Source organism: Mesorhizobium sp. P2_E7, from assembly GCF_056403855.1.
In genome coordinates this window covers 3,298,124-3,321,002 of record NZ_JBFUER010000001.1, presented here as the reverse complement: position 1 = coordinate 3,321,002, position 22,879 = coordinate 3,298,124, and the positions used below count along the sequence as shown (strand labels likewise).

The following is a 22,879-nucleotide window of genomic DNA, read 5'->3' as shown; positions in this document are numbered from 1 at the left end:
CTGACAGTAGGGCCGCCTATGCTCCTCCAATCGAAACCTTGGAGAGCAGACATGAAAACCCCCAATTTCGTCATCCTCTATGTCGACAGCCCGGAGCGGAGCGGCGCCTTCTACAGCGCGCTCTTGGGACGCCAGCCGGTGGAGACGTCGCCGACCTTCGTGCTGTTCGTGCTCGACAATGGCTTCAAGCTCGGCCTGTGGTCGCGCCACACCGTGGAGCCGTCGGCCGCGGCCGCGGGCGGCGGTGCGGAGTTGGTCTTTGCACTGGACCGGCCTGATGCGGTGGACGCCGCCCACAACGACTGGGCAGGGCGCGGCCTGGCCATCCTGCAAACGCCGACCGACATGGATTTCGGCCGCACCTTCGTTGCGCTAGACCCCGACAATCACCGGCTGCGCGTCTATTGGATGAACGACGGAGAACAGGAATGAGGGCTCATTGGATCGCGGTGGCCTCGGCGCAGCATGTGCGCCGCGGCCGCGAGGCCGGCTTCATGCAGGTCAACCACGGCAAGGCGGCACCGCTGCGCCGGATCAAGCCGGGCGACGGTGTGGTCTACTACTCGCCGACCACCGTCTTGCGCGAAAAGGACGGGCTGCAGGCTTTCACCGCCATCGGCACGGTGCGCGAAGGCGAGCCTTATCAGGGCGATATGGGCGGCGGCTTCACGCCGTTCCGGCGCGACGTCGCATGGTCGAACAGCGCGGAAGCGCCGATCAAGCCGTTGCTCGAACAACTCGACTTCACCAGGGGCAAATCGAACTGGGGCTATCAGCTGCGCTTCGGCCTGTGCGAGATCAGCCAGCATGATTTCCGGCTGATCGCGCAGGCGATGGGCGCCAACATCGCCGAGGCGGCGTGAGGTCTTCGGCTTGATTGGCAATGGTGACAAGGCTGCCGACGCCAAGCCGTCAGCAGCCTTTGGCGACAACAGTACCATTGTTTGAACCGCTGCAATTTGTTCCAAGGAGAATAGTATGGACTTCGTATCGATCCGCATCATCACCGATGAGATCAAACCTCTGGTGGCCTTCTACGAGGCGATCACCGGCCTTAGCGCAAGCTGGTTCACGCCAGATTTCGCCGAACTGGCAACTGCCTCCTGCACGCTGGCGATCGGCAGCACGCGCACTTTAGCGCTGTTCGGGACCGATGTGGCGCAGCCGGCCGCCAATCGTTCGGCGATCATCGAGTTTCGCGTTGCCGACGTCGACGCCGAGTACGGCAGGCTGAGGGAAATCATCGGCGATTTCGTGCAGACGCCGACGACGATGCCATGGGGCAACCGATCGTTGCTGCTGCGCGATCCCGATGGCAATCTGGTGAACTTCTTCACGCCGGTCAGCGCCGAAGCGATCAGAAAGTTCGATCGCAGGGCTCCGGCGGACGCTACCGCTTGAGCGCGTTGTAGACGGCGATTCCTGCGGCGAGATCCTCGAGGGCGGCGCCGACCGACTTGAACAGCGTGATCTCGCCGGGGCTCTGCCGGCCCTGTTTTTCGCCGCGCGCCAGTTCGTGCAGATCGGCGACGATGGCTCCCGGCTTCAGCACGCCGGAGGCGAGCGGCTGGACGATGTCGCCGGCTTCCTTGGTGGCGCCGGCGCGGGTGTCGACATAGATGCGGGCGCGTGTGATCGCATCGTCATCGCTTTCGCGCATGGTCGGCGTGAAGCCGCCGACCAGATCGACATGCGCGCCCGGTTTCAAGAGCGCACCCTTGACGAGCGGTGTCGTCGAGATCGTCGCCGATGAGACGATGTCGGCCTGACCAAGCTCGGCGTCGAGATCGCCAGCGGCTTCAGCGTTGAAACCTTCCTCGCGCAAATCGGCCGCGACCTTTTCGGCATTGGCCGGCGTGCGGTTCCAGATGCGGATGGTCTTGAGCGGCCGCACCGCCGCATGCGCCTTGGCCAGGAATGGCGACAGCGCGCCGGCGCCGACCACCAGGAGCCGCGAGGCGTCCTCGCGGGCGAGATAGGAGGCAGCTAGCGCCGAGGCGCACGCGGTGCGCCACTGCGTCAGCCGCGGGCCGTCGATCAGCGCCTCGGGCTCGCCGGTGGCGCCATTGAGCAGGAGGTAGAGCCCCATCACCGCCGGTTTGCCGATGGCGTTGTTGTCGGGCGATACGGTGACGATCTTGACGCCGATATGGCCGCCCGCAGATGTGCCGGCGGCATGGAAGTCGGTCCAGGCCGGCATCAAAAGCAGCGTGGAAGCCGCACCGTCGGGCCGCTCGACCGCATGGTGATGGCGGACCGGCTGCACGGCGCCGTCGCGGAAGGCCGCGCGCAATGTCTCGACCAGCCCGGGAAAGGTCAGCGCCTGGTCGACAGCGTCGGCCGAAATGGTCAGCATGCAAAACTCCGCGAAGGTAAAAGCGCCGGCTTCAGGCCGTTGGCTTCGGTAGCGCCGTCCCCGGGGCAGAGCCTTGCGGCGCGGCCGGAACGCGGCTGACCGCCTGGCGCAAATTCTCGGCCTCGACGCCTCGCTGGCGCGCCAGCTTGCGGTAGCGGCCCTGCTTGACCCAGGTCGCCAGGCTGCCGACGACCATGCCGATGGCGAGCGCCACGAACAGGTAGATGAACAGCGGCAAGTTCAGCGTCAGCTTCGGGTTGCCGGGATTGAACGGGTCGAGCGTGAAGGCGACCAGTTCGCGGTTGGCGACGGCCAGCGCAATCAGGATGACAGCCAGCGGCACGAAGACCACGATGAGTATGAAGCGGTTGAACATAGAGATTCCTTGGGGAGGGCAGGCCTTGAGAAGGCCGGCGCGTTGGTCCGCGCTTATTTGCCGCCGTTCAGCCTTTCACGCAATTCCTTGCCGGTCTTGAAGAACGGCACCCACTTCTCCTCGACCTCGACGGATTCGCCGGTGCGCGGGTTGCGGCCGGTGCGGGCAGGGCGGTTTTTCACCGAAAAAGCGCCGAAGCCGCGCAACTCGACCCGGTTGCCTTCCGCAAGGGCGTCGGTGATCTCGTCGAAGATCGCCCCCACGATGTTTTCGACGTCGCGCAGGAAAAGATGCGGGTTGCGCGTGGCAATGATCTGCACAAGCTCGGATTTGATCATCAGAAAGGTCCCCGTGAAAGCGCTGCGGTCAAATTATCAGGATGATTTTATTTGCTTTTTTTCTCGCCCCAGACGGCAGATCAAGGGTGCCAGACGGAAACGAGACCGTCAAGAAACAAGCGATCAGCGCCAATTTCGTGAAGAACGTCGCTGCCGGTGTCCGACAGGCCGAGCGCGCTGCCGACGCTACGCGCTACCGCTTTCGAGAACAGGAAGCCGCCACGCCGTTCGGTGTCCTTCCATTCCACCACCTTGAGCTTGGCGTCGACGCCCTTGGTCGCCAGCCAGTCGATCGCCACGCTTTCGCCGCCGACAGCGTCGATCAAACCGTTGGCGAGGCCCTGGCGGCCGGTGAAGATCGAACCGTCGGCCAGGGCGAGGGCCTGCTCGCGGGTCATCTTGCGGCGCTCGGCGACGATGCCGACGAACCAGTCATAGCTGTCGAGGATGAGCTTGCGGACCATGGCGCGCTCATCGTCATTGGTCGGCTTGAAGGGCGAGGGCGCGGCCTTCAGCGGTGACGATTTCACCTCTTCGAGCTTGATGCCGACCTTGTCCATCAGGCCGCTGACATCGGGATACTGGATCAGCACGCCGATCGAGCCGACGATCGAGGTCTTGCGGGCGACGATGTGGTCGCTGGCACTGGCGATCATGTAGCCGGCCGATGCGGCCAGCGTGCCGACCTCGGCCACCACCGGCTTGTCGGCGGCGAGCTTGCGCACCTCTTCGTAGATCGATTCGCCGCCGACCGTGGTGCCGCCGGGCGAATCGATAGCCAGGATGACGCCCTTGACCTGCGAGGAGGTGCGGATGGTTTCCAGCCGCTTGATCAGCTCCTCATCCTCGGTGATGGTGCCTTCGATCCTGACCTTCGCGATGTGGTCGACGGAAGAGCCGCCGAGGTCTTCGCCATAGAACCAGCCTGCGAGCGCAATCACCCCGAGGGCCACGATGGCAATGGCGGCGCCGCGCCAGAAGGTCAGCTTGCGCCGCAAGCGGCGGCGGTCGATCAGGTCGTCGGCTCTCAGTGCCATGTCTGCCTCATAGTCGGTGAGAAGCGATGCTTTTAAAGCAAGCGTCCGCGCCCGGCTACCTCTTCCTCACGGGCCTGCGACGAAGCGACCCGTGGCTGCATAGGCATTTCAGGAAAAAATGACGCGACGCGTTCGTTTCTGCTATGAAGTGCCGAAATTGTGTCGCCTGATTTCCGTTTGCAAAAACAACGGCCGTCACATTTTTGCGGTTTTCCTCCGCTTGTGCTTGCTTGCGGGGGCCGGCAACCCACCTATAGCAGGTGTTTTGACGGACAAGGGCTTATTAGAAGACAGTCATGCTAGCTCGATCGGACGAACCGACCAACGCCGATGCGGCCTTGGCGCCCACGGCGCCAGCGGGCACGCGCGGTGACGCCTTCGACCGCGCCCAGCGCCATTCGCGCCGCGTGCGGGTGCTGAAATTCGCAGTGCCGGTGCTTGCAGCCGGGATCGCGGTTGCGTTTCCTGTCTATTCCTATCTCGCGGCGCCGATCAACATTTCGATACAGGCAGACGGCACCGCTTTTGCCGACGGCAAGCTGGTGATGGCCAATCCCAAGCTTAACGGTTTCACCAAGCAGAAGCTGCCCTATTCGCTGACGGCCGAGCGCGCCATCCAGGACGTCGGCAAGCAGGACATCATCGAACTTGAAGGCATCCATGCCAAACTGCCGCTGACGGCCGACAATGTGGCGGTCGTCGATGCCAAGCGCGGCATCTATAACCGCAGTGCCAACACGATGGACATGACCAGCGACGTGACCGTCACTACCACCGACGGCGTCGCTGCCACGTTCAAATCGGTCTTCCTCGACATGGGCAAAGGCTCTATGAAGACAGGTGATCCGGTCGATGTCAGCCGCAACGGCTCGCGGATCACGGCGGGTTCCATGGCGGTCGAGGAAAATGGCAAGGTTGTCGTTTTCGAAAACAAGGTAAGCGTTCACATCGATCCGGCCACTATGAAGGCGGCAGAGGCAAAGAGCGGAGAATCGAATGCGTCCCAGTAATTCGGCACGGCTTGTCGCCGCAGCTTCGGCCTTGCTGTTGCTGGGCATGGCGCCGTCCTGGGCCCAGTCCAGCGCCACCAGCCAGTCCGGGCTCAAGCTGTCCGGCGACCAGCCGATCCAGATCGAAAGCGACAAGCTCGAGGTCCGCCAGGCCGACAGCATGGCGCTGTTCAGCGGCAACGTCACCGTCACACAGGGACCGACGCTGCTCAAGGCCGGCAAAATGGAGGTCTACTATGTCAAGGACCCCAATGCCGCCAAGGGCGCGGCCGCCGGCGCATCGGCGATGACCGGTTCGGCCAACATCGACCATCTGGTGGTTACCAACAAGGTCTACATCAAGTCAGACGACCAGGTCGCCACCGGCGACAAGGGCAGTTTCGACATGAAGACGCAGGTGCTTGTTCTGGACGGCGCGGAAGTCGTGCTGTCCCAGGGACCGAACGTGCTCAAGGGCTGCAAGCTCACCGTGCAGATGAAAAGCGGCCTGGCCGAGGTCAAAGGGTGTCCGCGCGTCATCATGTCGATGACGCCGCCGCCGAAATCCGAGGCGCCGAAGAACTGATGGCCGGCGTATCGTCGCTGCTGACCCGTCTTCCGGGACGGGCAGCCAGCAAAGTTGCTACACCCGACAAAGTCACCGTCGATTCCGCGAAGTTCAAGGGCACCCTGATCGCCAAGGGTCTGACCAAGAGCTACAAGGGTCGCAAGGTGGTCAGCGGTGTCACCATCGGCGTGCGCGCCGGCGAGGCTGTCGGGCTGCTCGGCCCGAACGGCGCCGGCAAGACCACCTGTTTCTACATGGTCACCGGCCTGGTGCCGGTCGACGAAGGCACGATCGAGATCGACGGTTTCGACGTCACCTCGATGCCGATGTACCGCCGCGCCCGCCTCGGCATTGGCTATTTGCCGCAGGAAGCGTCGATCTTCCGCGGCCTCAATGTCGAGCAGAACATCCGCGCCGTGCTCGAAGTGGTCGAGAAGGACCGCAAGGTGCGCGAGCGTAATCTCGACGAACTGCTCGAGGAATTCCACATCAGCCATCTGCGCAAGGCACCGTCCATGTCGCTGTCCGGCGGCGAGCGGCGGCGCCTGGAAATTGCCCGCGCCCTGGCGACTCGGCCCGCCTACATGCTGCTCGACGAGCCCTTCGCCGGCATCGACCCGATTGCCGTCGCCGACATCCAGCAGCTTGTGCGCCATCTGACGGCGCGCGGCATCGGCGTGCTCATCACCGACCACAATGTGCGTGAAACGCTCGGCCTCATCGACCGCGCCTACATCATCCATGCCGGCCAGGTGCTGACGCATGGCCGCGCCGACGAGGTGGTGGCAAACCCCGATGTGCGGCGGCTTTACCTTGGCGAGGGTTTCACGCTCTGAGCGTGAAATTTGTTTCCTGACGTGATTTTTGCCGCCCTTTTTCTCCGATTTTGCGTGAGATAATGCTCCGGCAGGAGCCTTTTGCCAGCATTCGCCTTGACAAGCAAAAGCCGGGCCAGTTTCTATGGAGGGTCGGAAAAATTCATTTTCCGGCAGCTTCTGATGTGTAGGCTTGCGGGTGCAGAAGGGCGTTTGAAACCGAACCATGGCGCTGGCGGCGAAATTACAGCTACGACAATCCCAGTCGCTGGTGATGACGCCGCAACTGATGCAGTCGATCAGGCTGCTGCAACTTACCCACATCGAGCTCGACCACTTCATCGACGACGAGATCGAGCGCAATCCGTTGCTGGAGCGCGCCGAGCCCCAGGATGACGCCGCAAGCGACCAGGTGCAGAAGAGCGATGCAGCGCCTGAGCCAGCCGCCGATGGCGACTGGTTCGAGAGCGAGACGGCCTGGAGCGCCGAGGCGATCTCGGACAAGCTCGACAGCTCGCTGGAAAACCTGTTTCCCGACGATCCCGGCACCAGCGAGCGGCTCGGTCCCGACTTGACGGCGCAGTGGAAGTCGGCCACCGGCAATGGTTCGTCCGGCTCGTCCGAAGGCTTCGACGTCGGAGACATGGCTGCCGCCGCCATCACGCTGCGCCAGCATGTCGGCGAGCAGATCGCGCTTGCCTTTGCCGATCCGGCCGCAAGGCTGATCGCCGGCGAACTGGCCGATGGCCTGGACGAGGCAGGCTATCTGCGCGCCGACCTGGCTGACATTGCAAAACGGCTCGGCGGCGATCAGGCCATGGTGGCCAAGGTGCTGGCGGTCTGCCAGACATTCGAGCCGGTCGGCCTGTTTGCGCGCGACCTTGCCGAGTGCCTGTCGCTGCAGCTTGCCGTGCGCGATCGCCTCGATCCGGCGATGAAGACGCTGATCGGCAACCTCGAACTTCTGGCGCGGCGCGATTTCCAGACGCTGAAGCGGCTGTGCGGGGTCGACGAGGAGGATCTCCTCGACATGCTGGCCGAAATCCGCGCGCTCGACCCGCGCCCGGGCACGGCGTTTTCGGGCGGCACCAGCGACGCCATCGTTGCCGATGTCGAAGTCCGCGCCGCCAATGATGGCAGCTGGACGGTCGAGCTCAATGCAGAGACGCTGCCGCGCGTGCTGGTCGACCACATCTATTTCGCCCAGGTCTCGCCGCAGGCCAAGAACCAGGCGGAGAAGGATTTTTTGGCCGAATGCCTGCAGAACGCCAATTGGCTGACGCGCAGCCTCGACCAGCGGGCAAAGACGATCCTGAAAGTGGCGTCGGAAATCGTGCGCCAGCAGGACGCTTTTCTGGTCCATGGCGTACGCCACCTGCGGCCGCTCAACCTGCGCACGGTGGCCGACGCCATCGGCATGCACGAATCGACCGTCAGCCGGGTGACGGCCAACAAATACATGCTGACGCCGCGTGGCGTGTTCGAGCTGCGCTATTTCTTCACCGCCTCGATCGCGGCGTCGGGCGGTGGCGATGCGCATTCCTCGGAAGCGGTGCGCGACCGCATCAAGCAGCTGATCGACGAGGAAAAGCCCGCCGACGTGCTGTCCGATGACGCCATCGTCGACATGTTGAAGGAAAGCGGCGTCGATATTGCCAGGCGCACGGTGGCCAAATACCGCGAGGGCATGAACATTCCCTCCTCGGTGCAGAGGCGGCGTGAGAAACGCGCTCTGGCCAGTGCCGGGCGCTAGAGCGGTTCGCCGTTTCGTGGAAACGACGAACCACTCTATCTCTTTGTTTTTGCGCAATTCCGGACGGAAAAACCGCCCACACTTTTCCTGGAATTGCTCTGGTTCTGCTTGCCCGGCAGGGGCATTTGCTACGGCTGGATTTCCACAAGTTTAGAGCTTCATTGACAAGCTGCAATGAAGTGTCTAGAAGCCCGCCCGCATGAGACGGGCTTGCGGCCCGCATGCGGATGGTCCGTCACGATGAAGGCCACGGGACGGCCAAGAAGGCGGATTGTGATCAACCGGAAAGTTCGGATCTAAAATCGGCGCGAGTTGACGCCGCAAAGCTTGTGCGCACGGACCACGAGTATAAACTCTGGCCAGTTTGAAGCCTGAGCAAGGAAGGTCAGTTTTCAGATGAAGCTGCGCATATCGGGAAAGCACATGGATATCGGCGATGCGTTTCGTACGCGCATCACCGATCGTGTCGGCGAAGCGATCGGCAAATATTTCGATCGCGGTTTTTCAGGGCATGTCACGGTCATCAAATCAGGGTCGCGCTATTCGGCCGATTGCATGATCAGGCTGGATTCCGGCGCTTCGCTGCAGGCGACCGGCGACGCCCAGGATCCCACGCTTGCCTTCGAGGCGGCGGCGGATCGCCTCGAAACCCGGCTTCGGCGCTACAAGCGTCGGCTGAAATCGCACAATTCAGGCAATGGCAACGGCGAAATCACCGACATCGCCTATACGGTGATGGCGCCGCTAGCCGACGACGACGAAGAGTTCCCGGAGGATTTCGCCCCGGCCATCGTCGCCGAATCAACCATGACGCTGCAGACCATGTCGGTGGCGTCGGCAGTCATCGAGCTCGACACCAAGGAGAGCCCGGTCTTCGTCTTCCGCAACGCCGGAAACGACCACCTCAACATCGTCTATCGGCGGCCGGACGGAAATATCGGCTGGATCGACCCGTCCACGACCAAAGTCGCACAAGGATAATTGCCAGCCGCGCGAGGGGCGAGGACTGGCGACGGCAGGCGAATAAGGGATTTTCAAGCATGGATCTGAGCGATCTTATCAACGTTCCGGCGATCATGCCGGCGTTGAAGGCGAACTCCAAAAAGCAGCTTCTGCAATTGCTGTCCGAGAGAGCGGCGGCGATTTCGGGCATTCCGGAGCGCGAAGTGTTCGACACCATCCTGCAGCGTGAACGGCTGGGCTCCACCGGTGTCGGCAACGGCATCGCCATTCCGCATGGCAAGCTCGCCGGGGTCAAGCGCATCGCCGGCGTCTTTGCCCGGCTAGAGACGCCGGTCGATTTCGAGGCGCTGGACGACCAGCCGGTCGACCTGGTGTTTTTGCTGCTCGCCCCGGAAGGCGCCGGCGCCGATCACCTCAAGGCGCTGTCGCGCATCGCGAGGGTTCTGCGCGACGCCGATACGGTGGCCAAGATCAGGGGCACGCGCGACGCGGTCGCCATCCACGCCCTGCTGTCGGACACGCAGGCCTCGCACGCCGCCTGAAGTTCTGTTGGATTAAGCCTTCCAGGGGCCGCCAAAGGCGGCCCTTTGCATTTCCGATCCTGACAATCGCCTTAGTGAATGGCGACGGTGGTCAGGTCGTTTTCCATCGCGCCGGCCAAAGCCCGGTCTTTCGCATCCGAAAGCAGGATCGGCTGGCCGTTGGCGGCAAACAGGGCCCACAGCACCATTCCGGGCGCGATTTCGCCGAGATTGGGGAAACGTCCCAGCAATTCGTCGCTCGAGACCTTGCGGAGGTAAGCGACCGAGCCTTCGCCGAGATGGGCGAATTCGCCGCTGGTCATGGTGATGGTTTCGTCAGTTCTGGTCATTTCAAGCCTCCTTGGCGCGAGGACGCCGCTCAAGGCCATCCCGCATGAGAGCCATCGGTAAAGGTCAGTCTTTCACCGATATGTTTATTTTTCGTACCAGCCGTTCGGACTCCGGCCGATCGAGATCAATCGACAAAAGGCCGTTCTTCAGTTCCGCTGCGATCACCCGCATGCCGTCGGCCAGCACGAAACAGCGCTGGAACTGGCGCGCGGCGATGCCGCGGTGGAGGAATTCGCGCTCGGTATCGTCGGTCTGACGGCCGCGCACGACCAGCTGGTTTTCCTCCGTGGTGACATCGAGATCGCATTCGGCGAATCCCGCCACAGCGAGCGTAATGCGCAGCCTTTCGGCCTTGCCGTCGGCACCGCTGAGGCGCTCGATGTTGTAGGGAGGATAGCTGTCACCGGATTTCGCCAATCGTTCCAGGGTCTTTTCCATGGCATCGAAACCCAGGAGAAGCGGGCTGGAGAAGGGCGTCATTCGGCTCATGTTACACTGTCCTCTTTGGAGCGACATAAACTGGAAAAACCCGGATGGCATTTTTCCCGATGGTCTTGATATGGTCCGCGCCGCGGCGAAGTTCAAGCCGTCTAAACCCCCGCCAAAAAGACTCCCCCGCATAAGGAAATGAAATGCCCCAAACCCGCAAGATCATCATCGACACGGATCCCGGCCAGGACGATGCCGTCGCCATATTGCTGGCGCTCGGCAGCGCCGAGCTGGAGATCGTCGGCATCTCCGCTGTTGCCGGCAACGTGCCGCTGAAATTGACCGAGAAGAACGCCAGAAAAATCTGCGAACTGGCCGGCCGGCCCGATATCAAGGTCTATGCCGGCGCCATCCGTCCGCTGGCGCGCGAACTGGTCACCGCCGAGGAAGTGCATGGCAAGACTGGTCTCAACGGCCCGCAACTGCCCGACCCGAAGATGAAGCTGCAGCACCAGTATGCGGTCGATTTCATCGTCGAAACGCTGATGAAGGAAGAGGCCGGCACCATCACGCTGTGCGCGCTCGGCCCGCTCACCAATGTCGCGCTGGCGCTGATCCGCGAACCGAAGATCGCGCCGCGCATCAAGGAAATCGTGCTGATGGGCGGCGGTTTCTTCGAGGGCGGCAATGTCACCCCGACCGCCGAGTTCAACATCTATGTCGACCCGCAGGCCGCCGACCTGGTGTTCAAATCCGGCATCCCGATCGTCATGATGCCGCTCGACGTCACCCACAAGGCGTTGACCACGGCCAAGCGCACGCAGGCCATCCGCCAGCTCGGCACCAAGGTCGGCACCGCGACGGCCGAGATGCTGGAATTCTTCGAGCGCTTCGACGAGGAGAAATACGGCACCGATGGCGGGCCTCTGCACGATCCGTGCGTCATCGCCTATCTGCTGAAGCCGGAGCTGTTCACCGGCCGCAACTGCAACGTGACGGTGGAAACGGCCTCCGAACTCACCATGGGCATGACCGTCATCGACTGGTGGGGCGTGACCAAGCGGCCGAAGAACGCCATGGTGATGCGCGACATCGACCATGACGCGTTTTTCGCGCTGCTGGTGGAGCGGTTGGCGCGGCTGTAAAACCCATGCCTTGATGCACTTCATCGCCTGGAGGCGTAGCGCTTCCGGGCGATACCTGTGCGCCTATTCACGCAGCAGGCGGTATGTTTCGGTGTCGTTGCGGCGATGCTGTCGCTCGACCGAGATCTTTGCACCGATGGCTCGCGGCGACGCCGCGTCGCCATAGACGAAGACCAGGCGGTCATTTTCGTCGAGGCGGATACCATACAAATAGGTGAACCCTCTGCCCGCCGAGCTTTCGGGGTGCGGAGTGGTGTTGAGAACGTTGACCACAGCACCAGTCAGGCGTTCCACACTGACGATGGGGCTGCTTTGCCTTGCAATCGGGATGCCAATTGCAAGGGCGCAGACGCCCAAGACAAGGATTGTGATGAGGATGCCCCTGAGGTTCTCCTGCAGGGTTATCCAGGCAAGTGAATGCCGGGCATTGGCCATGACGCGTCGCCGTTCACTCTGCAAATCGATAAAAGACGACGCTATTTTCGCGTGTGACACGCTCCATGATTGCCGGCGCGCCGATCAAATGCGGTCGATCGTCATCGACAAGAATGGACGATCCGTTTTCGAGAGAAACCAGATAGAGGGTGCGGCCATCGTCCGAATGGGCGCTTTTGACTATTGCGTCGATTGGCTCGACCGACCGGATAGGGCTCGCATCATTCGTCCATCTGTAGACAGCCGAAGGAACCATCGCCGCGAACATGGCGACGATCAGGACCACGCCGGGCGCGTCCCTTTTTATGTCAGCGTAAGTCCAAGACATCGACATGAACCCCCCAATGCGGATTCATGTGGTGGCGTGAAGGCTGACTGTCAATCAGCCCTCATTTTCCATTGAGAACGCCCGTCCGAGGTTGTTACTTCGCCTTTGAGAACGCCAGCCACAGGCCGCCGCCGACCAAAAAACTGCCGCTGATTCTGGACATCAGCTTGATGCGGCTGGCCGAGAGCAGGCGCCCGGCGCGGCTGGCGGCGAGCGCGTAGGTTGAATCCGAGACGGCGGCGAAGATCATGGCGGTGAAGCCCATGACCACGATCTGCAGCGTGTAGTTGCCCTGCGGGGCGATGAACTGCGGGAAGAAGGCGCCGAAGAACACCAGCGTCTTCGGGTTGCTCAGCGCCACCAGCAGGCCTTGCAGGAAAAAGCCGCCGCGCGGCTTCCTCGCCGTGCCGTCGGCATTCAGCGTGCCTTTGGAGCGGAACATCTGCACGCCCATCCAGATCAGATAGGCGGCGCCGATCAGGCGCACCCATTCGAACCAGTGGCCCATGCCCGCGATCAGCGTGTTGAGGCCGATGCCGACGATGGCGATCATCACGGCAAGGCCGGCCTGCGTGCCGGCGACATTGGCAAGCCCGGCGCGTGCGCCGTGGCGGATGCTGTTGGCGATGATCAGCGTGACGGTCGGGCCGGGCACCAGGATGATGACGATGCAGGCAAGGACATAGGCGGCGTAGAGTTCCAGCGACATTGGGGATTTCCTCAGGCAGGATGCGCCTCGCACGGGCGCGTCAGGGCCTGATCATGCACGACAGCGACGCCGGTGCAAGCCGGCAGGACAGGTCACCTGCGATCGCAAATTGACTTCAGGACGCTCCGGGCTGCCACGGCAGCGTCGCTTCGTAAGCTGCGCCCGCACGCAGCACCGCAAGATCGCCGCGCGGCCGGCCTATCAGCTGCATGCCCATTGGCCGGCCTCTGGCATCGAAGCCGACCGGCACGTTGAGCGCCGGACAGCCGCCGAGCGTGGCGAAGGCGGAAACCTGCATCCAGCGGTGGTAGCTATCCATCGCGCGTCCGGCGACCTCATGCGGCCAGTGCGTTCCGACGTCGAAAGGAAAGACCTGCGCCGTCGGCAGCGCGATGAGATCGAAGCGATCGAACAGCGACAGCAGCGTGCGGTGCCAGGACGTGCGGATAACCGATGCCGCGCGGATCTGCGGCGCCGTCAGCCGCATGGCGTTCTCGACCTCCCAGACGGCTTCCGGCTTCAGCAGGGCGCGCTTGTGCGGGTCGTCATAGTGGATTTTGAGCGCTGAGCCGCTGGTCGACTGGCGCAGCGACACAAAGGCTTGCCACAGCGCCTCGAAATCGACATCCGGCAGCAAGGGCTCGCTCACGAAGGAGGCCTCGGCGAAGCGGCCGAGCGCGGCCTCGCACAGATCGAGGATGCCTGCTTCAATCGGCAGATGGCCGCCGAGATCGCCAAGCCAGCCGATGCGGCCGCCGCTTGCCGGCGTGGCCAGGCCTTCGAGGAAGGAGCCTGGCTTTTCCCAGGACAAGGGCGCTTGAGGGTGATAGCCCGCCTGCACGTCGAGCAGCAGCGCCATGTCACGCACGCTGCGGCCCATCGGCCCGTCGACACCCATCTGGGCATGGAAGACCTCGACGTCCGGCCCGCCGGGGACAAGGCCTTGCGACGGGCGGAAGCCATAAACATTGTTCCATGCGGCCGGATTGCGCAGCGAGCCGCCGAAATCGCTGCCGTCGGCGACAGGAACCATGTCGAGGGCAAGGGCGACCGCAGCGCCGCCGCTCGAGCCGCCGGCGGTGAGCGCCGGATCGAAGGCGTTCAACGTCGGGCCGAACACGTTGTTATAGGTGTTGGACCCCAGCCCGAATTCGGGAACGTTGGTCTTGCCGATGATGATGGCGCCGGCCTTGCGGATGCGCTCGACGAAGTAATCGTCTTCCTGCGGCACGAAATCGGCGAAGATCGGCGAGCCGGAACTGGTCCTCAAGCCGCGCGTCATGGCGAGGTCCTTTATCGCCATCGGCAGGCCGAACAGGGTGCCGGCCGGCTTTCCTTGCGCCAGATGCGCGTCAGCCTCGTCGGCCTCGCGCAAAATGTCGGCGCGCTCGCGCAACGACACGATTGCGTTGACCAGCGGGTTCACCGCGTCGATGCGGTCGAGGAAGGCGGTCACCACCTCGCGCACGGACAGGCGGCTAAGCCGGATCGCTTCGGCAAGGTCGACGGCGGACAGGCGGCAGATGTCGCCGGCCGGTGGCACGGCGTGTTTTGTCGTGGGGCGCATTTCTGTCAACCGGCGTTGCTGCGCAGGGCGGCATCGACATCCGCAGCCAGCGGGATCGCCGGCTGGGCGCCGGGCTTCAGGCAGGCGAGCGAACCGGCAGCGGCGGCGCGGGTTAGAGCCTGTTCGAGCGGCAGGTTGGACGCCAGCCCGGCCGCAAGATAACCGCAAAACGTGTCGCCGGCGCCGACTGTGTCAACCGGGGTGATCTTCAGCGCCGGCACGGTCAGGAAATCGTCCGGCGTCGCCGCCAGCACGCCGTCGCCGCCGAGCGTGACGACAATGGTGCGGCCGGTCTTGCCGGCGAAGTCGCGCATGCGCGCCGGGCGGTCGCGGCCCTTCAGTGACAGCGCCTCGCCGTAAAGGTCGAATTCGGTCTCGTTGGCGACGGCGTAATCGGCCTTGCCGAGAAACGCCGCCGCCTCGCCGCGGAAGGGCGCGGTGTTGAGCACGGTGATGGCGCCGGCAGCGCGCGCGGCGTCAAGCGCGGCATCGACCGTCTGCAGCGGGATTTCGTGTTGCAGCAGGACGACGTCGCCTTTCGCAAGGAACGCCTTGGCAAGATCGCCGGGCAGTACCGAATCGTTGGCGCCCGGCACCACGGCAATGACATTCTCGCCGTCGGCGCCAACCAGGATCAGCGCCGTGCCGGTGGAGGCGAAGCTCTGGCCGACGCCGGAGAGATCGACCATTCCGGCCACAAGCAGGGCGAGCGCATCGGTGGCGAAGTTGTCCTTGCCGACCGCGCCGACCATGCGCACCTTGGCGCCGGCGCGCGCCGCGGCCAGCGCCTGGTTGGCGCCCTTGCCGCCGGGCGCGGTGGTGAAGCCGGAGCCGCGAACCGTCTCGCCCGGCGAGGGCAAGCGGTCGACATTGGCGATAAGGTCGAGGTTGATCGAGCCGACAACGATGATCAAGAAAATGCCTCCTGCGGGAATGCGCGGGAAGCTAACCTGTAAGCCGGCGGCTTGCCAGAGCAGGCAGAATTTTTGCGCGATTTCCGGGAGCTCGCAGAAAAGAAAAACACCGGCGAAGGGTTTTCGCCGGTGTTGTTTACGCGGGGTGCTTCATCAGGAGGCGGTCTGGCCCGCTTCCCAGCCGAGGATGGCGCGCTTGCGCGTCAGGCCCCAATGGTAGCCGGTGAGCGCACCGGACTTGCCGAGCGCCCGGTGACAGGGCACGACGAAGGACATCGGGTTGGCGCCAACCGCCGCGCCCACCGCCCGACTGGCCTTCGGCGCGCCGATCTGGGCTGCGATCGAGGAATAGGTGCAGGCCTTGCCCATCGGGATGCGCAGCAGGGCGTCCCAGACGCGCAGCTGGAAGTCGGTGCCGATCATCACCACGCGCAGCGGCTGGTCGGCGCGCCACAGCGCGGGATCGAAGATGCGCGCGGCATAGGGCTGGGTGGCGCTCATGTCCTCGACATAGGTCGCGTTCGGCCAGCGGCCCGACATGTCGGCGAAGGCTGCCCGCTCGCCGCCCGGATCGTTGAAGGCGAGCCCGGCAAGGCCGCGGTCGGTGACCATGATCAAGGCGATGCCGAAAGGCGAGATGTGATAGCCGTAGCGGATGGTGAGCCCGGCGCCGCGCGTCTTGTAGTCGCCCGGCGACATCGCCTCATGGGTGACGAACAGATCGTGCAGCCGGCCGGGGCCGGACATGCCGAGCTCGAACGATGTTTCCAAAAGCGGCATACCGGAATCGAGCAGCTTGCGCGCATGGTCGAGCGTGACCGCCTGCAGGAAGGCTTTTGGCGACAGGCCGGCCCAGCGGGTGAACAGCTTTTGCAGCCCGGTCGGCGTCTCGCCGACATCGGCGGCCAAGGCTTCCAGCGAGGGCTGGTCGCGATAGTCGAGGCTGATCTTCTCGATGGCGCGGCGGACCACCTCGTAGTCGCTGCCTTCGGGCGTGATGTCGTGCTGCAGGATCGCTGTCGGTTTCATCTGCGTATTCATGGTCATCTGGGCGTTCATGGCAATATCTCCTTGACCGCGAATATCGGTCTTTCCGCCCTTTGCAACCACCCGAAACTTGCCTTGTTGCCGCCCGTTCCCAAATAGAGACTGGATTGCGAGCCAGGAGATGCCGATGGCCGGCGAAAAGGTAACCCTGACCGGGGCAAGGGAGACCTTGCTGATGACGCTCTATGGCAAGGCGCTGGAAAGCCGGCTGCCGTATTCGCTGCTCAAAGACCGATTCGCCGATGAGGCGGTGCGCGCCATCGACTATGATTTCTCACGGCTGAAGGTCGACAGCAATCTCGGCATCGGTCTGGCGATCCGGGCGAAAACGTACGACGTCCGCGTCCAGGATTTTGTCGCCAGAAATCCCGGCGCCATCGTGCTGCATCTCGGCTGCGGGCTCGATACGCGCATTTTTCGCGTCGATCCGCCCGACGGCGTCGAGTGGTTCGATGTCGATTTTCCTGACGTCATCGAACTCAGGCGCAAGCTCTACCCGTCCCGGGACAATTATCATCTCGTGGCGTCATCGGTCACTGAACCGGACTGGCTGGCGCAAGTGCCGCGCAACCGCCCGGCAGTCGTGGTGATGGAGGGGCTGACGCCCTATCTCCCTGAAGAGGAGGGGCCGCGGCTGTTGTCGCGCCTCGTCTCGCATCTCGCCGGCGGCGAGCTGATTTTCGACGCCTACAGCCGCTTCGGCCTGAAGCTGCTGCGCCTCAATCCGACGATCAGGGCGACGGGTGCCGAGGTCCATTGGGCGATCGACGACCCGCACGAACTGGAACGCGCCGTTCCGAAGCTAAGGTTTGTCGATGACATCTCGGCCTACAGCGCCGAACGCACCACTCACATGGGCTGGTCCGCGCGACTGTTCATCGGGCTATGGAGAAACATTCCCGCATTGCGCAAGGTCGGCAGGATTCTGCGCTTCCGGTTCTAACGCCGGCTCTAGCGCGTCCTGGCTTTTGTCAGCGCACGCGAAAAGGCGGTGGCAAAACTCTCGCGGGATTCTGGATCCAGGAAAGACCCGATCGAAACCTTCTGCCCCTGTGCTTCCACCGCCATTGTCGTGATGCCGATCTCGGCATGACGGGCGACGGAAAAGCGCGCCCAGAACGGGTTGAAGCGATGCGCTTCCGACTTGCCCGAAGGCGCGGTCTTGCGAATGTCGAGGCTGGTGCGGGACACCGAGACTTCCTCGCGGGCGCGGGCGGCGCGGTAGTTGACGCGGAAGGCGATGTAGACCGCGATGACGTCGAGGCCGAAGAAGCCGAACACCGGCCAGGCGCCGCGCGACAGGAAAAATGCGCCCGTCACCACCCAGCCGAACAGCAGCGCGCCCATCAGGATCAGGAAGCCCGTCCTGCCCAGCGACCGGTGTGGGGTCAGCAATGCGTGAAAGAAGGGCTCGTCAGCCTGAAACGAGGCGTTTGTGTCGCTCATGGCGGGATATTATAGGAGGGAAATGGCGAGCCCCAAGTCCAAAGATTCTTCCCTACCCAAAAGTGAACTGCCGCCCGGGCGGCGCGACGGCCCGAACGCGATGCCGCGACCGCGGCCGGCACGCGCTCGCTCGCTCTACAGCGGGGCCGAAGTACACGAGATTTTTCGGCGGTTTTCGATGCAGCGGCCGGAGCCGAAGGGCGAACTCGAGCATGTCAACGCCTTCACCCTGCTGGTGGCGGTGGTGTTGTCGGCGCAGGCGACCGACGCCGGCGTCAACAAGGCGACGCGGGCGCTGTTCAAGATCGCCGACACGCCGCACAAGATGCTGGGGCTGGGCGGGGCCAGGGTCGGCGAGTACATCAAAACCATCGGGCTCTGGCGCAACAAGGCCAAGAACGTGATTGCGCTGTCGGAGGCGCTGATCCGCGATTATGGCGGCGAGGTGCCCGGCGAGCGCGACGAGCTGGTCAAGTTGCCCGGCGTCGGACGCAAGACCGCCAATGTCGTGCTCAACATGGCGTTCGGTCAGCATACGATGGCGGTCGACACCCACATTTTCCGCATCGGCAACCGGCTCGGACTGGCGCCGGGCAAGACGCCGGAACAGGTCGAGCAAGGGCTGCTCAGGATCATTCCGGACGAGTATATGCGCCATGCCCATCACTGGCTGATCCTGCACGGCCGCTATGTCTGCAAGGCGCGCAAGCCGGACTGCCCGGCCTGCGTCATCGCCGATATCTGCAAGGCGGCGGAGAAGACCACCGATGTGCCGGCGCCGCTGGTGGAGATCGCGGCGCCCGGCCCGGTTGGTGAGCAAGCGCCGTAGCGAGGACCTTGATCCCGATCGCGTGGTGATTTCAGCTGATCGATGCGGCGTTGATCGCAAATTGCGCGGCGAACGCCCTGATGTAAGCGGGCCGGGCTTCCCCGCGCGCGACATAGGCTGCCAGGTTTTGATATTCGTCCAGAATGCCGGACATTCTCAGGCGCAACAGCACCGATACCATCAACAGATCGCCGGCGCTGAACGCACCATCGAGCCAGTCGGCGGCGCCCAGGTGAGCCGAGAGCGGGTCCAGCCGAGCGCGAACACGGTCCTTTACCAGCGGCAAGCGCTCCTCGCTCCAAGGCTTGTCTGCTTCGAATATTCTAGCCGTCGTCAGGTCGAGGATCGGTGGCTCGACGGTATTGAGTGCGGCAAACATCCACGTGATCGCACGCGCTCGCGCGTCGCGATCCCTGGGCAGCAGGCCCGCATGCTGTTCGGCAAGATGAAAGACGATCGAGCCGGTCTCGAACAGCGAGAGGGAACCGTCCTCATAGGTGGGGATCTGGCCGAAGGGATGGATGGCCAGATGGTCAGGCGTCTTCATCTTTGCGAAGGAAACGAGACGAACCTCATAAGGCTGCCCCACCTCTTCGAGCGCCCAGCGAACGCGCGTATCGCGCGCCAGTCCCTTGCCGCCATCGGGCGATCGTTCAAAGGCTGTGATGGTGATCGTCATCGTCTCTGCGTCCTTGCCTGGGCGAATTTCTTCCGCCCCCTGACATGAAGACGAATGAGCCTGCCGAAAAACGACAGCGGTCCTGAACTATTTCGCTGCTCGGAGGCCAACTCCGCACGGCCGCGCCCAGGGTCTACGACCAGGGCTACGATCTAGTTCTCCTCCACGAATACCTCTTCGCGCTTCTTCTTGACCGAGGGCAGGAAGACGACGACGAGCACGGCCAGTGCCACGAGCAGCAGACCGGCGCTGATCGGCCTTGTCACGAAGGTCGAGGGGTCGCCGCGCGACAGTATCATGGCGCGGCGCAGGTTTTCCTCCAGCAGCGGTCCCAGCACGAAGCCGAGCAGCAGCGGAGCGGCTTCGCAACGCAGCTTGGTCAGGACGTAGCCGAGCAGGCCGAAGAAGGCGACGGCATGCAGATCGAAGGCGTTGGTGTTGACGCTGTAAACGCCGATCGAGCAGAACGCCATGATGATCGGGAACAGCACGTAGTAGGGGATCGTCAGCAGCTTCACCCAGAGCCCGATCAGCGGCAGGTTGAGCACGATGAGCATCAGATTGCCGATCCACATCGAGGCGATGATGCCCCAGAACAGTGCCGGCTGTTCGGTCGCGACATTGGGGCCGGGCACGATGCCCTGGATGATCATGGCGCCGATCATCAGCGCCATGACAGGGTTCGCCGGAATGCCCAGCGTCAGCATCGGAATGAAGGAGGTCTGGGCGCCGGCATTGTTGGCCGATTCCGGTCCGGCGACGCCGGCGATGGCGCCCTTGCCGAATTCCTCCGGATGTTTCGAGACGCGCTTCTCGACGGTGTAGGAGGCAAAGGCGGCCAGCACCGCGCCGCCGCCCGGCAGGATGCCGAGCGCCGAACCGATGATGGTGCCGCGCACGATGGGCGCCGCCATCGCCTTGAAATCCTCGCGGGTCGGCATCAGCCCGGAGACCTTTTTGATCAGCACCGAGCGCTCGTGCTCGTTTTCGAGGTTACGCAAAATCTCGGCGACGCCGAAGACACCGACGGCCACCGCGACGAAGTTCAGCCCGTCGGCATATTCGCGAATGCCGAGCGTGAAGCGCGGCGTGCCGGTGTAGATGTCGGTGCCGACAATGCCGAGCAACAGGCCGAGCACGACCATCGCCAGCGCCTTGACGATCGAGCCATGGGCGAGCGCGATGGACGAGACGAGACCGACGATCATCAGCGAAAAATATTCGGCTGCGCCGAATTGCAGGGCGATCGCCGTCAGCGGCGGTGCAAAGACGGCGACCAGGAAGGTCGACACTGTCCCGGCGAAGAACGAGCCGATCGCGGCGATGGCGAGCGCCGCTCCGGCACGGCCGTTCTTGGCCATCTGGTAGCCGTCGATTGCGGTGACAGCCGAGGAGGATTCGCCGGGCATGTTGATCAGAATGGCGGTGGTCGAGCCGCCATACTGGGCGCCGTAGTAGATGCCGGCGAGCATGATAAGCGAGGAGACCGGGTCGCCGATCTGGAAGGTGATCGGCAACAGCATGGCGATGGTTGCGGTGGCGCCGATGCCGGGCAGGACGCCGATCAGCGTGCCGAGCAGGACGCCGATCAGGCAGAAACCGAGATTTGCCGGCGTGGTGGCCGTCGAAAAGCCGAGTTCGAGGTTCTTGAGGAGGTCCATCTCGTCACCTCAGAATGCCGGCCATTGGGGCAAGCCAGGGGCCGAAGCGCTGGAACGGCAGCCCGAGCGCGTAGCTGAAGACCAGCACCGAGAACAGCGTCAGTCCGGCCGACAGCAGAAGTGCCGTCAGCGGCTTCATGCGGGCGCTGGCGAAAGAGGCGATCAGCGCCGTCAGGAAGATCGACGGGACGAAGCCGAGGCCGCGCACCGTCAGGCCGAAGAAGATCGGCGCCGGTAGGATGAACAGCATGCCGCGCCAGGCGATGGGGCCGATCGGCTCGCCTTCGATGCGCACCGCCTGGACCAGGATGATGGCGCCGAGCACGATCAGGACGATCGCCAGCACCAGCGGGAAATAGCCGGGTCCCATGCGGAAGGCGGTGCCGATTTCGAGGCCGAGCGATTGTATGGCGAAAAAGGCGCCGAAAAAGATGAACAGCGCGGCGCACAGGCCATTTGTCCTGTCGATAGCGAAAGGTTTCATGACGGTCCTCCCAGGCCTTCGGGCCTGCCGTTGCGAATGGAAACGGGTCGAAGCGAAAACGGGGCGCCGGAAGCGCCCCGTTCAAGCCATCAGTCGGCGTACTGGCCGGCGGCTTCGACGATCGGCTTCCAGCGCGTGATCTCGCCTTCCAGCTTGGCCTTCAGCGCCGCCGGCGTCGCGTCGGCTTCGGATGACGGCTTGGTGCCGAGTTCGGCGAAGCGGGCAATGACGTTGGGGTCCTTCAGCGCCACCTGGAGCGATTTCGACAGGCGCTCGGTGACCGCGGCCGGCGTGCCCTTCGGCGCATAGAGGCCGTGCCAGATGCCGACCTGCACCGCGGGCAGGCCGCCTTCGATGGTCGTCGGGACGTCCTTGAGAACATCGAGGCGTTCCGGTGTGGTGACGGCATAGGCCTTGATGGTGCCGCCCTGAATCTGCTTGGTGGTGTTGGTGGTCTGGTCGCACATGATGTCGACCTGGCCGCCGAGAAGGTCGGTCATGGCCGGGCCGGTGCCCTTGTAGGGCACGGTGACCAGCGGCGTGCCGATGGCGCTCATGAACAGCATGCCGCACAGATGCGAGGCCGCCCCGATGCCGGCATTGGCAACCGTGATGGAGTCCTTGTTGGCCTTGGCGTATTCGACCAGCCCTTTCAGGTCTGTCGGCTCGAGGTCCTTGCGGGCGACGATCGCCATCGGCACCTCGGTGACGAGGCCGACATACTCGAAAGCGTTCAGCGTGTCGTAGGCGAGCTTCCTGTAGAGTGTGGCGCTTGTCGCCATGCCGATGTGATGGAGGAGCAGCGTGTAGCCGTCCGGGTCGGCGTTGGCGACGCGGCCCGCGCCCAGCGTGCCGCCGGCGCCGCCGACATTCTCGACGATGATCTGCTGGCCGAGATCCTTCGACATGGCCTCGGCGACAAGGCGCGTGACCGTGTCGGTCGGACCGCCGGCCGCAAACGGCACCACGACGGTGATGGTGCGTTCGGGATAGGTCTGAGCGCTGGTGGTGAACGAATAGAGTGTGACGGCCGCGGCGGCGGCCAGGGCGACAACAAATTTCCTCATCGTAATTCTCCTCCCAGGATATCAATTTCCGATCGCTGTGCAGGTCAGGCAGCGATGGCGCAACAAAAGCAA

29 protein-coding genes are annotated in these 22,879 nt (G+C 63.6%); 12 read left to right on the top strand and 17 right to left on the bottom strand.

Features of this window, described 5'->3' with window-relative positions:
• Positions 1-51 precede the first annotated feature (51 nt).
• The 3 genes from AC1DYC_RS16360 (at position 52) to AC1DYC_RS16350 (ending at position 1,401) form a co-directional block, all read left to right on the top strand.
• Positions 52-432 carry a VOC family protein gene (locus tag AC1DYC_RS16360; RefSeq protein WP_477407863.1) on the top strand — a complete coding sequence of 127 codons (381 nt, stop codon included), beginning with the start codon at positions 52-54 and terminating at the stop codon, positions 430-432.
• Positions 429-863, top strand: a complete 435-nt coding sequence (locus AC1DYC_RS16355; RefSeq protein ID WP_477407861.1) for an EVE domain-containing protein — start codon at positions 429-431, stop codon at positions 861-863. The genes AC1DYC_RS16360 and AC1DYC_RS16355 overlap by 4 nt, the downstream gene beginning before the upstream one ends.
• A 115-nt stretch (positions 864-978) precedes the next feature.
• On the top strand, positions 979-1,401 hold the full coding sequence (locus AC1DYC_RS16350) for a VOC family protein (protein WP_477407859.1): 423 nt from the start codon (positions 979-981) through the stop codon (positions 1,399-1,401).
• Here the strand turns inward: AC1DYC_RS16350 and lhpI are convergent.
• From lhpI to sppA, 4 genes are all read right to left on the bottom strand, one after another.
• On the bottom strand, positions 1,391-2,356 hold the full coding sequence (gene lhpI / locus AC1DYC_RS16345; protein ID WP_477407857.1) for a bifunctional Delta(1)-pyrroline-2-carboxylate/Delta(1)-piperideine-2-carboxylate reductase: 966 nt from the start codon (positions 2,354-2,356) through the stop codon (positions 1,391-1,393). The two genes, AC1DYC_RS16350 and lhpI, sit on opposite strands and share 11 nt — an antisense overlap.
• 31 nt (positions 2,357-2,387) lie before the next feature.
• The gene (locus AC1DYC_RS16340; RefSeq protein ID WP_477287698.1) at positions 2,388-2,732 is read right to left on the bottom strand and encodes a LapA family protein; all 345 of its coding nucleotides are present in this window, start codon (positions 2,730-2,732) and stop codon (positions 2,388-2,390) included.
• A gap of 53 nt (positions 2,733-2,785) precedes the next feature.
• Complete coding sequence (locus AC1DYC_RS16335) at positions 2,786-3,070, bottom strand: integration host factor subunit beta (protein ID WP_006200394.1); 285 nt, start codon at positions 3,068-3,070, stop codon at positions 2,786-2,788.
• 80 nt (positions 3,071-3,150) lie between these two features.
• The gene (gene sppA / locus AC1DYC_RS16330; protein ID WP_477407855.1) at positions 3,151-4,107 is read right to left on the bottom strand and encodes a signal peptide peptidase SppA; all 957 of its coding nucleotides are present in this window, start codon (positions 4,105-4,107) and stop codon (positions 3,151-3,153) included.
• A 296-nt stretch (positions 4,108-4,403) separates the two neighbouring features.
• On the opposite strand from sppA, the gene lptC reads away from it, so the two are divergent.
• From lptC to ptsN, 6 genes are all read left to right on the top strand, one after another.
• The gene (lptC, locus tag AC1DYC_RS16325) at positions 4,404-5,117 is read left to right on the top strand and encodes an LPS export ABC transporter periplasmic protein LptC (protein WP_477407853.1); all 714 of its coding nucleotides are present in this window, start codon (positions 4,404-4,406) and stop codon (positions 5,115-5,117) included.
• The gene (locus AC1DYC_RS16320) at positions 5,104-5,682 is read left to right on the top strand and encodes an LptA/OstA family protein (protein ID WP_477407851.1); all 579 of its coding nucleotides are present in this window, start codon (positions 5,104-5,106) and stop codon (positions 5,680-5,682) included. Before lptC ends, AC1DYC_RS16320 begins: the two co-directional genes overlap by 14 nt.
• A complete protein-coding gene (lptB, locus tag AC1DYC_RS16315) occupies positions 5,682-6,500 on the top strand; it encodes an LPS export ABC transporter ATP-binding protein (protein WP_477305378.1) in 819 nt (272 codons plus the stop codon). Before AC1DYC_RS16320 ends, lptB begins: the two co-directional genes overlap by 1 nt.
• 205 nt (positions 6,501-6,705) lie before the next feature.
• A complete protein-coding gene (gene rpoN / locus AC1DYC_RS16310) occupies positions 6,706-8,232 on the top strand; it encodes an RNA polymerase factor sigma-54 (RefSeq protein WP_477407849.1) in 1,527 nt (508 codons plus the stop codon).
• Between the two features lie 396 nt (positions 8,233-8,628).
• Positions 8,629-9,213, top strand: a complete 585-nt coding sequence (gene hpf / locus AC1DYC_RS16305; protein ID WP_477287710.1) for a ribosome hibernation-promoting factor, HPF/YfiA family — start codon at positions 8,629-8,631, stop codon at positions 9,211-9,213.
• A 59-nt stretch (positions 9,214-9,272) separates the two neighbouring features.
• Positions 9,273-9,737: a PTS IIA-like nitrogen regulatory protein PtsN gene (ptsN, locus tag AC1DYC_RS16300; protein ID WP_006200387.1), complete on the top strand. Its 465-nt coding sequence runs from the start codon at positions 9,273-9,275 to the stop codon at positions 9,735-9,737.
• A 71-nt stretch (positions 9,738-9,808) separates the two neighbouring features.
• Here the strand turns inward: ptsN and AC1DYC_RS16295 are convergent, their stop codons facing one another.
• The gene (locus tag AC1DYC_RS16295) at positions 9,809-10,066 is read right to left on the bottom strand and encodes a BQ00720 family protein (protein ID WP_023683072.1); all 258 of its coding nucleotides are present in this window, start codon (positions 10,064-10,066) and stop codon (positions 9,809-9,811) included.
• 64 nt (positions 10,067-10,130) lie between these two features.
• On the bottom strand, positions 10,131-10,556 hold the full coding sequence (locus AC1DYC_RS16290) for an Hsp20 family protein (protein ID WP_477407847.1): 426 nt from the start codon (positions 10,554-10,556) through the stop codon (positions 10,131-10,133).
• A gap of 143 nt (positions 10,557-10,699) precedes the next feature.
• Here AC1DYC_RS16290 and AC1DYC_RS16285 point away from each other — a divergent pair, with 143 nt between their 5' ends.
• Complete coding sequence (locus tag AC1DYC_RS16285) at positions 10,700-11,641, top strand: nucleoside hydrolase (RefSeq protein ID WP_477407845.1); 942 nt, start codon at positions 10,700-10,702, stop codon at positions 11,639-11,641.
• Positions 11,642-11,704: 63 nt separating this feature from the next.
• Here the strand turns inward: AC1DYC_RS16285 and AC1DYC_RS16280 are convergent, their stop codons facing one another.
• The 6 genes from AC1DYC_RS16280 to AC1DYC_RS16255 all read right to left on the bottom strand — a co-directional run bounded on the left by AC1DYC_RS16280 (position 11,705) and on the right by AC1DYC_RS16255 (position 16,653).
• Positions 11,705-12,076 (bottom strand): hypothetical protein, encoded by a 372-nt coding sequence (locus AC1DYC_RS16280; protein ID WP_477407843.1) that lies wholly within the window; start codon positions 12,074-12,076, stop codon positions 11,705-11,707.
• Positions 12,077-12,089: 13 nt separating this feature from the next.
• Entirely contained in the window at positions 12,090-12,362 is a 273-nt protein-coding gene (locus tag AC1DYC_RS16275; protein ID WP_477407841.1) for a hypothetical protein, read from the bottom strand.
• A 136-nt stretch (positions 12,363-12,498) separates the two neighbouring features.
• Positions 12,499-13,113 (bottom strand): LysE family translocator, encoded by a 615-nt coding sequence (locus AC1DYC_RS16270; protein WP_477407839.1) that lies wholly within the window; start codon positions 13,111-13,113, stop codon positions 12,499-12,501.
• A gap of 115 nt (positions 13,114-13,228) precedes the next feature.
• Positions 13,229-14,680: an amidase gene (locus tag AC1DYC_RS16265; protein ID WP_477407837.1), complete on the bottom strand. Its 1,452-nt coding sequence runs from the start codon at positions 14,678-14,680 to the stop codon at positions 13,229-13,231.
• Positions 14,681-14,685: 5 nt separating this feature from the next.
• Positions 14,686-15,594, bottom strand: coding sequence for a ribokinase (locus AC1DYC_RS16260; RefSeq protein WP_477407835.1), 909 nt, complete (start codon positions 15,592-15,594; stop codon positions 14,686-14,688).
• A gap of 153 nt (positions 15,595-15,747) precedes the next feature.
• Positions 15,748-16,653, bottom strand: a complete 906-nt coding sequence (locus tag AC1DYC_RS16255; RefSeq protein ID WP_477407833.1) for a methylated-DNA--[protein]-cysteine S-methyltransferase — start codon at positions 16,651-16,653, stop codon at positions 15,748-15,750.
• Positions 16,654-16,768: 115 nt separating this feature from the next.
• Between AC1DYC_RS16255 and AC1DYC_RS16250 the strand changes: the two genes are divergently transcribed.
• A complete protein-coding gene (locus AC1DYC_RS16250) occupies positions 16,769-17,584 on the top strand; it encodes a class I SAM-dependent methyltransferase (RefSeq protein ID WP_477407831.1) in 816 nt (271 codons plus the stop codon).
• Between the two features lie 8 nt (positions 17,585-17,592).
• Here AC1DYC_RS16250 and AC1DYC_RS16245 read toward each other — a convergent pair whose 3' ends face one another.
• Positions 17,593-18,087 carry a DUF2244 domain-containing protein gene (locus tag AC1DYC_RS16245; RefSeq protein ID WP_477407829.1) on the bottom strand — a complete coding sequence of 165 codons (495 nt, stop codon included), beginning with the start codon at positions 18,085-18,087 and terminating at the stop codon, positions 17,593-17,595.
• 22 nt (positions 18,088-18,109) lie between these two features.
• Here AC1DYC_RS16245 and nth point away from each other — a divergent pair, with 22 nt between their 5' ends.
• A complete protein-coding gene (nth, locus tag AC1DYC_RS16240; protein ID WP_477407827.1) occupies positions 18,110-18,916 on the top strand; it encodes an endonuclease III in 807 nt (268 codons plus the stop codon).
• Positions 18,917-18,947: 31 nt separating this feature from the next.
• Here nth and AC1DYC_RS16235 read toward each other — a convergent pair whose 3' ends face one another.
• The 4 genes from AC1DYC_RS16235 to AC1DYC_RS16220 form a co-directional block, all read right to left on the bottom strand.
• Positions 18,948-19,595 (bottom strand): glutathione S-transferase family protein, encoded by a 648-nt coding sequence (locus AC1DYC_RS16235; RefSeq protein ID WP_477407825.1) that lies wholly within the window; start codon positions 19,593-19,595, stop codon positions 18,948-18,950.
• Positions 19,596-19,747: 152 nt separating this feature from the next.
• A complete protein-coding gene (locus tag AC1DYC_RS16230; protein ID WP_477407823.1) occupies positions 19,748-21,256 on the bottom strand; it encodes a tripartite tricarboxylate transporter permease in 1,509 nt (502 codons plus the stop codon).
• A gap of 4 nt (positions 21,257-21,260) precedes the next feature.
• Positions 21,261-21,740, bottom strand: a complete 480-nt coding sequence (locus tag AC1DYC_RS16225) for a tripartite tricarboxylate transporter TctB family protein (protein WP_477407821.1) — start codon at positions 21,738-21,740, stop codon at positions 21,261-21,263.
• An 89-nt stretch (positions 21,741-21,829) separates the two neighbouring features.
• Positions 21,830-22,807, bottom strand: coding sequence for a tripartite tricarboxylate transporter substrate-binding protein (locus AC1DYC_RS16220; RefSeq protein WP_477407820.1), 978 nt, complete (start codon positions 22,805-22,807; stop codon positions 21,830-21,832).
• Between the last annotated feature and the right edge of the window lie 72 nt (positions 22,808-22,879).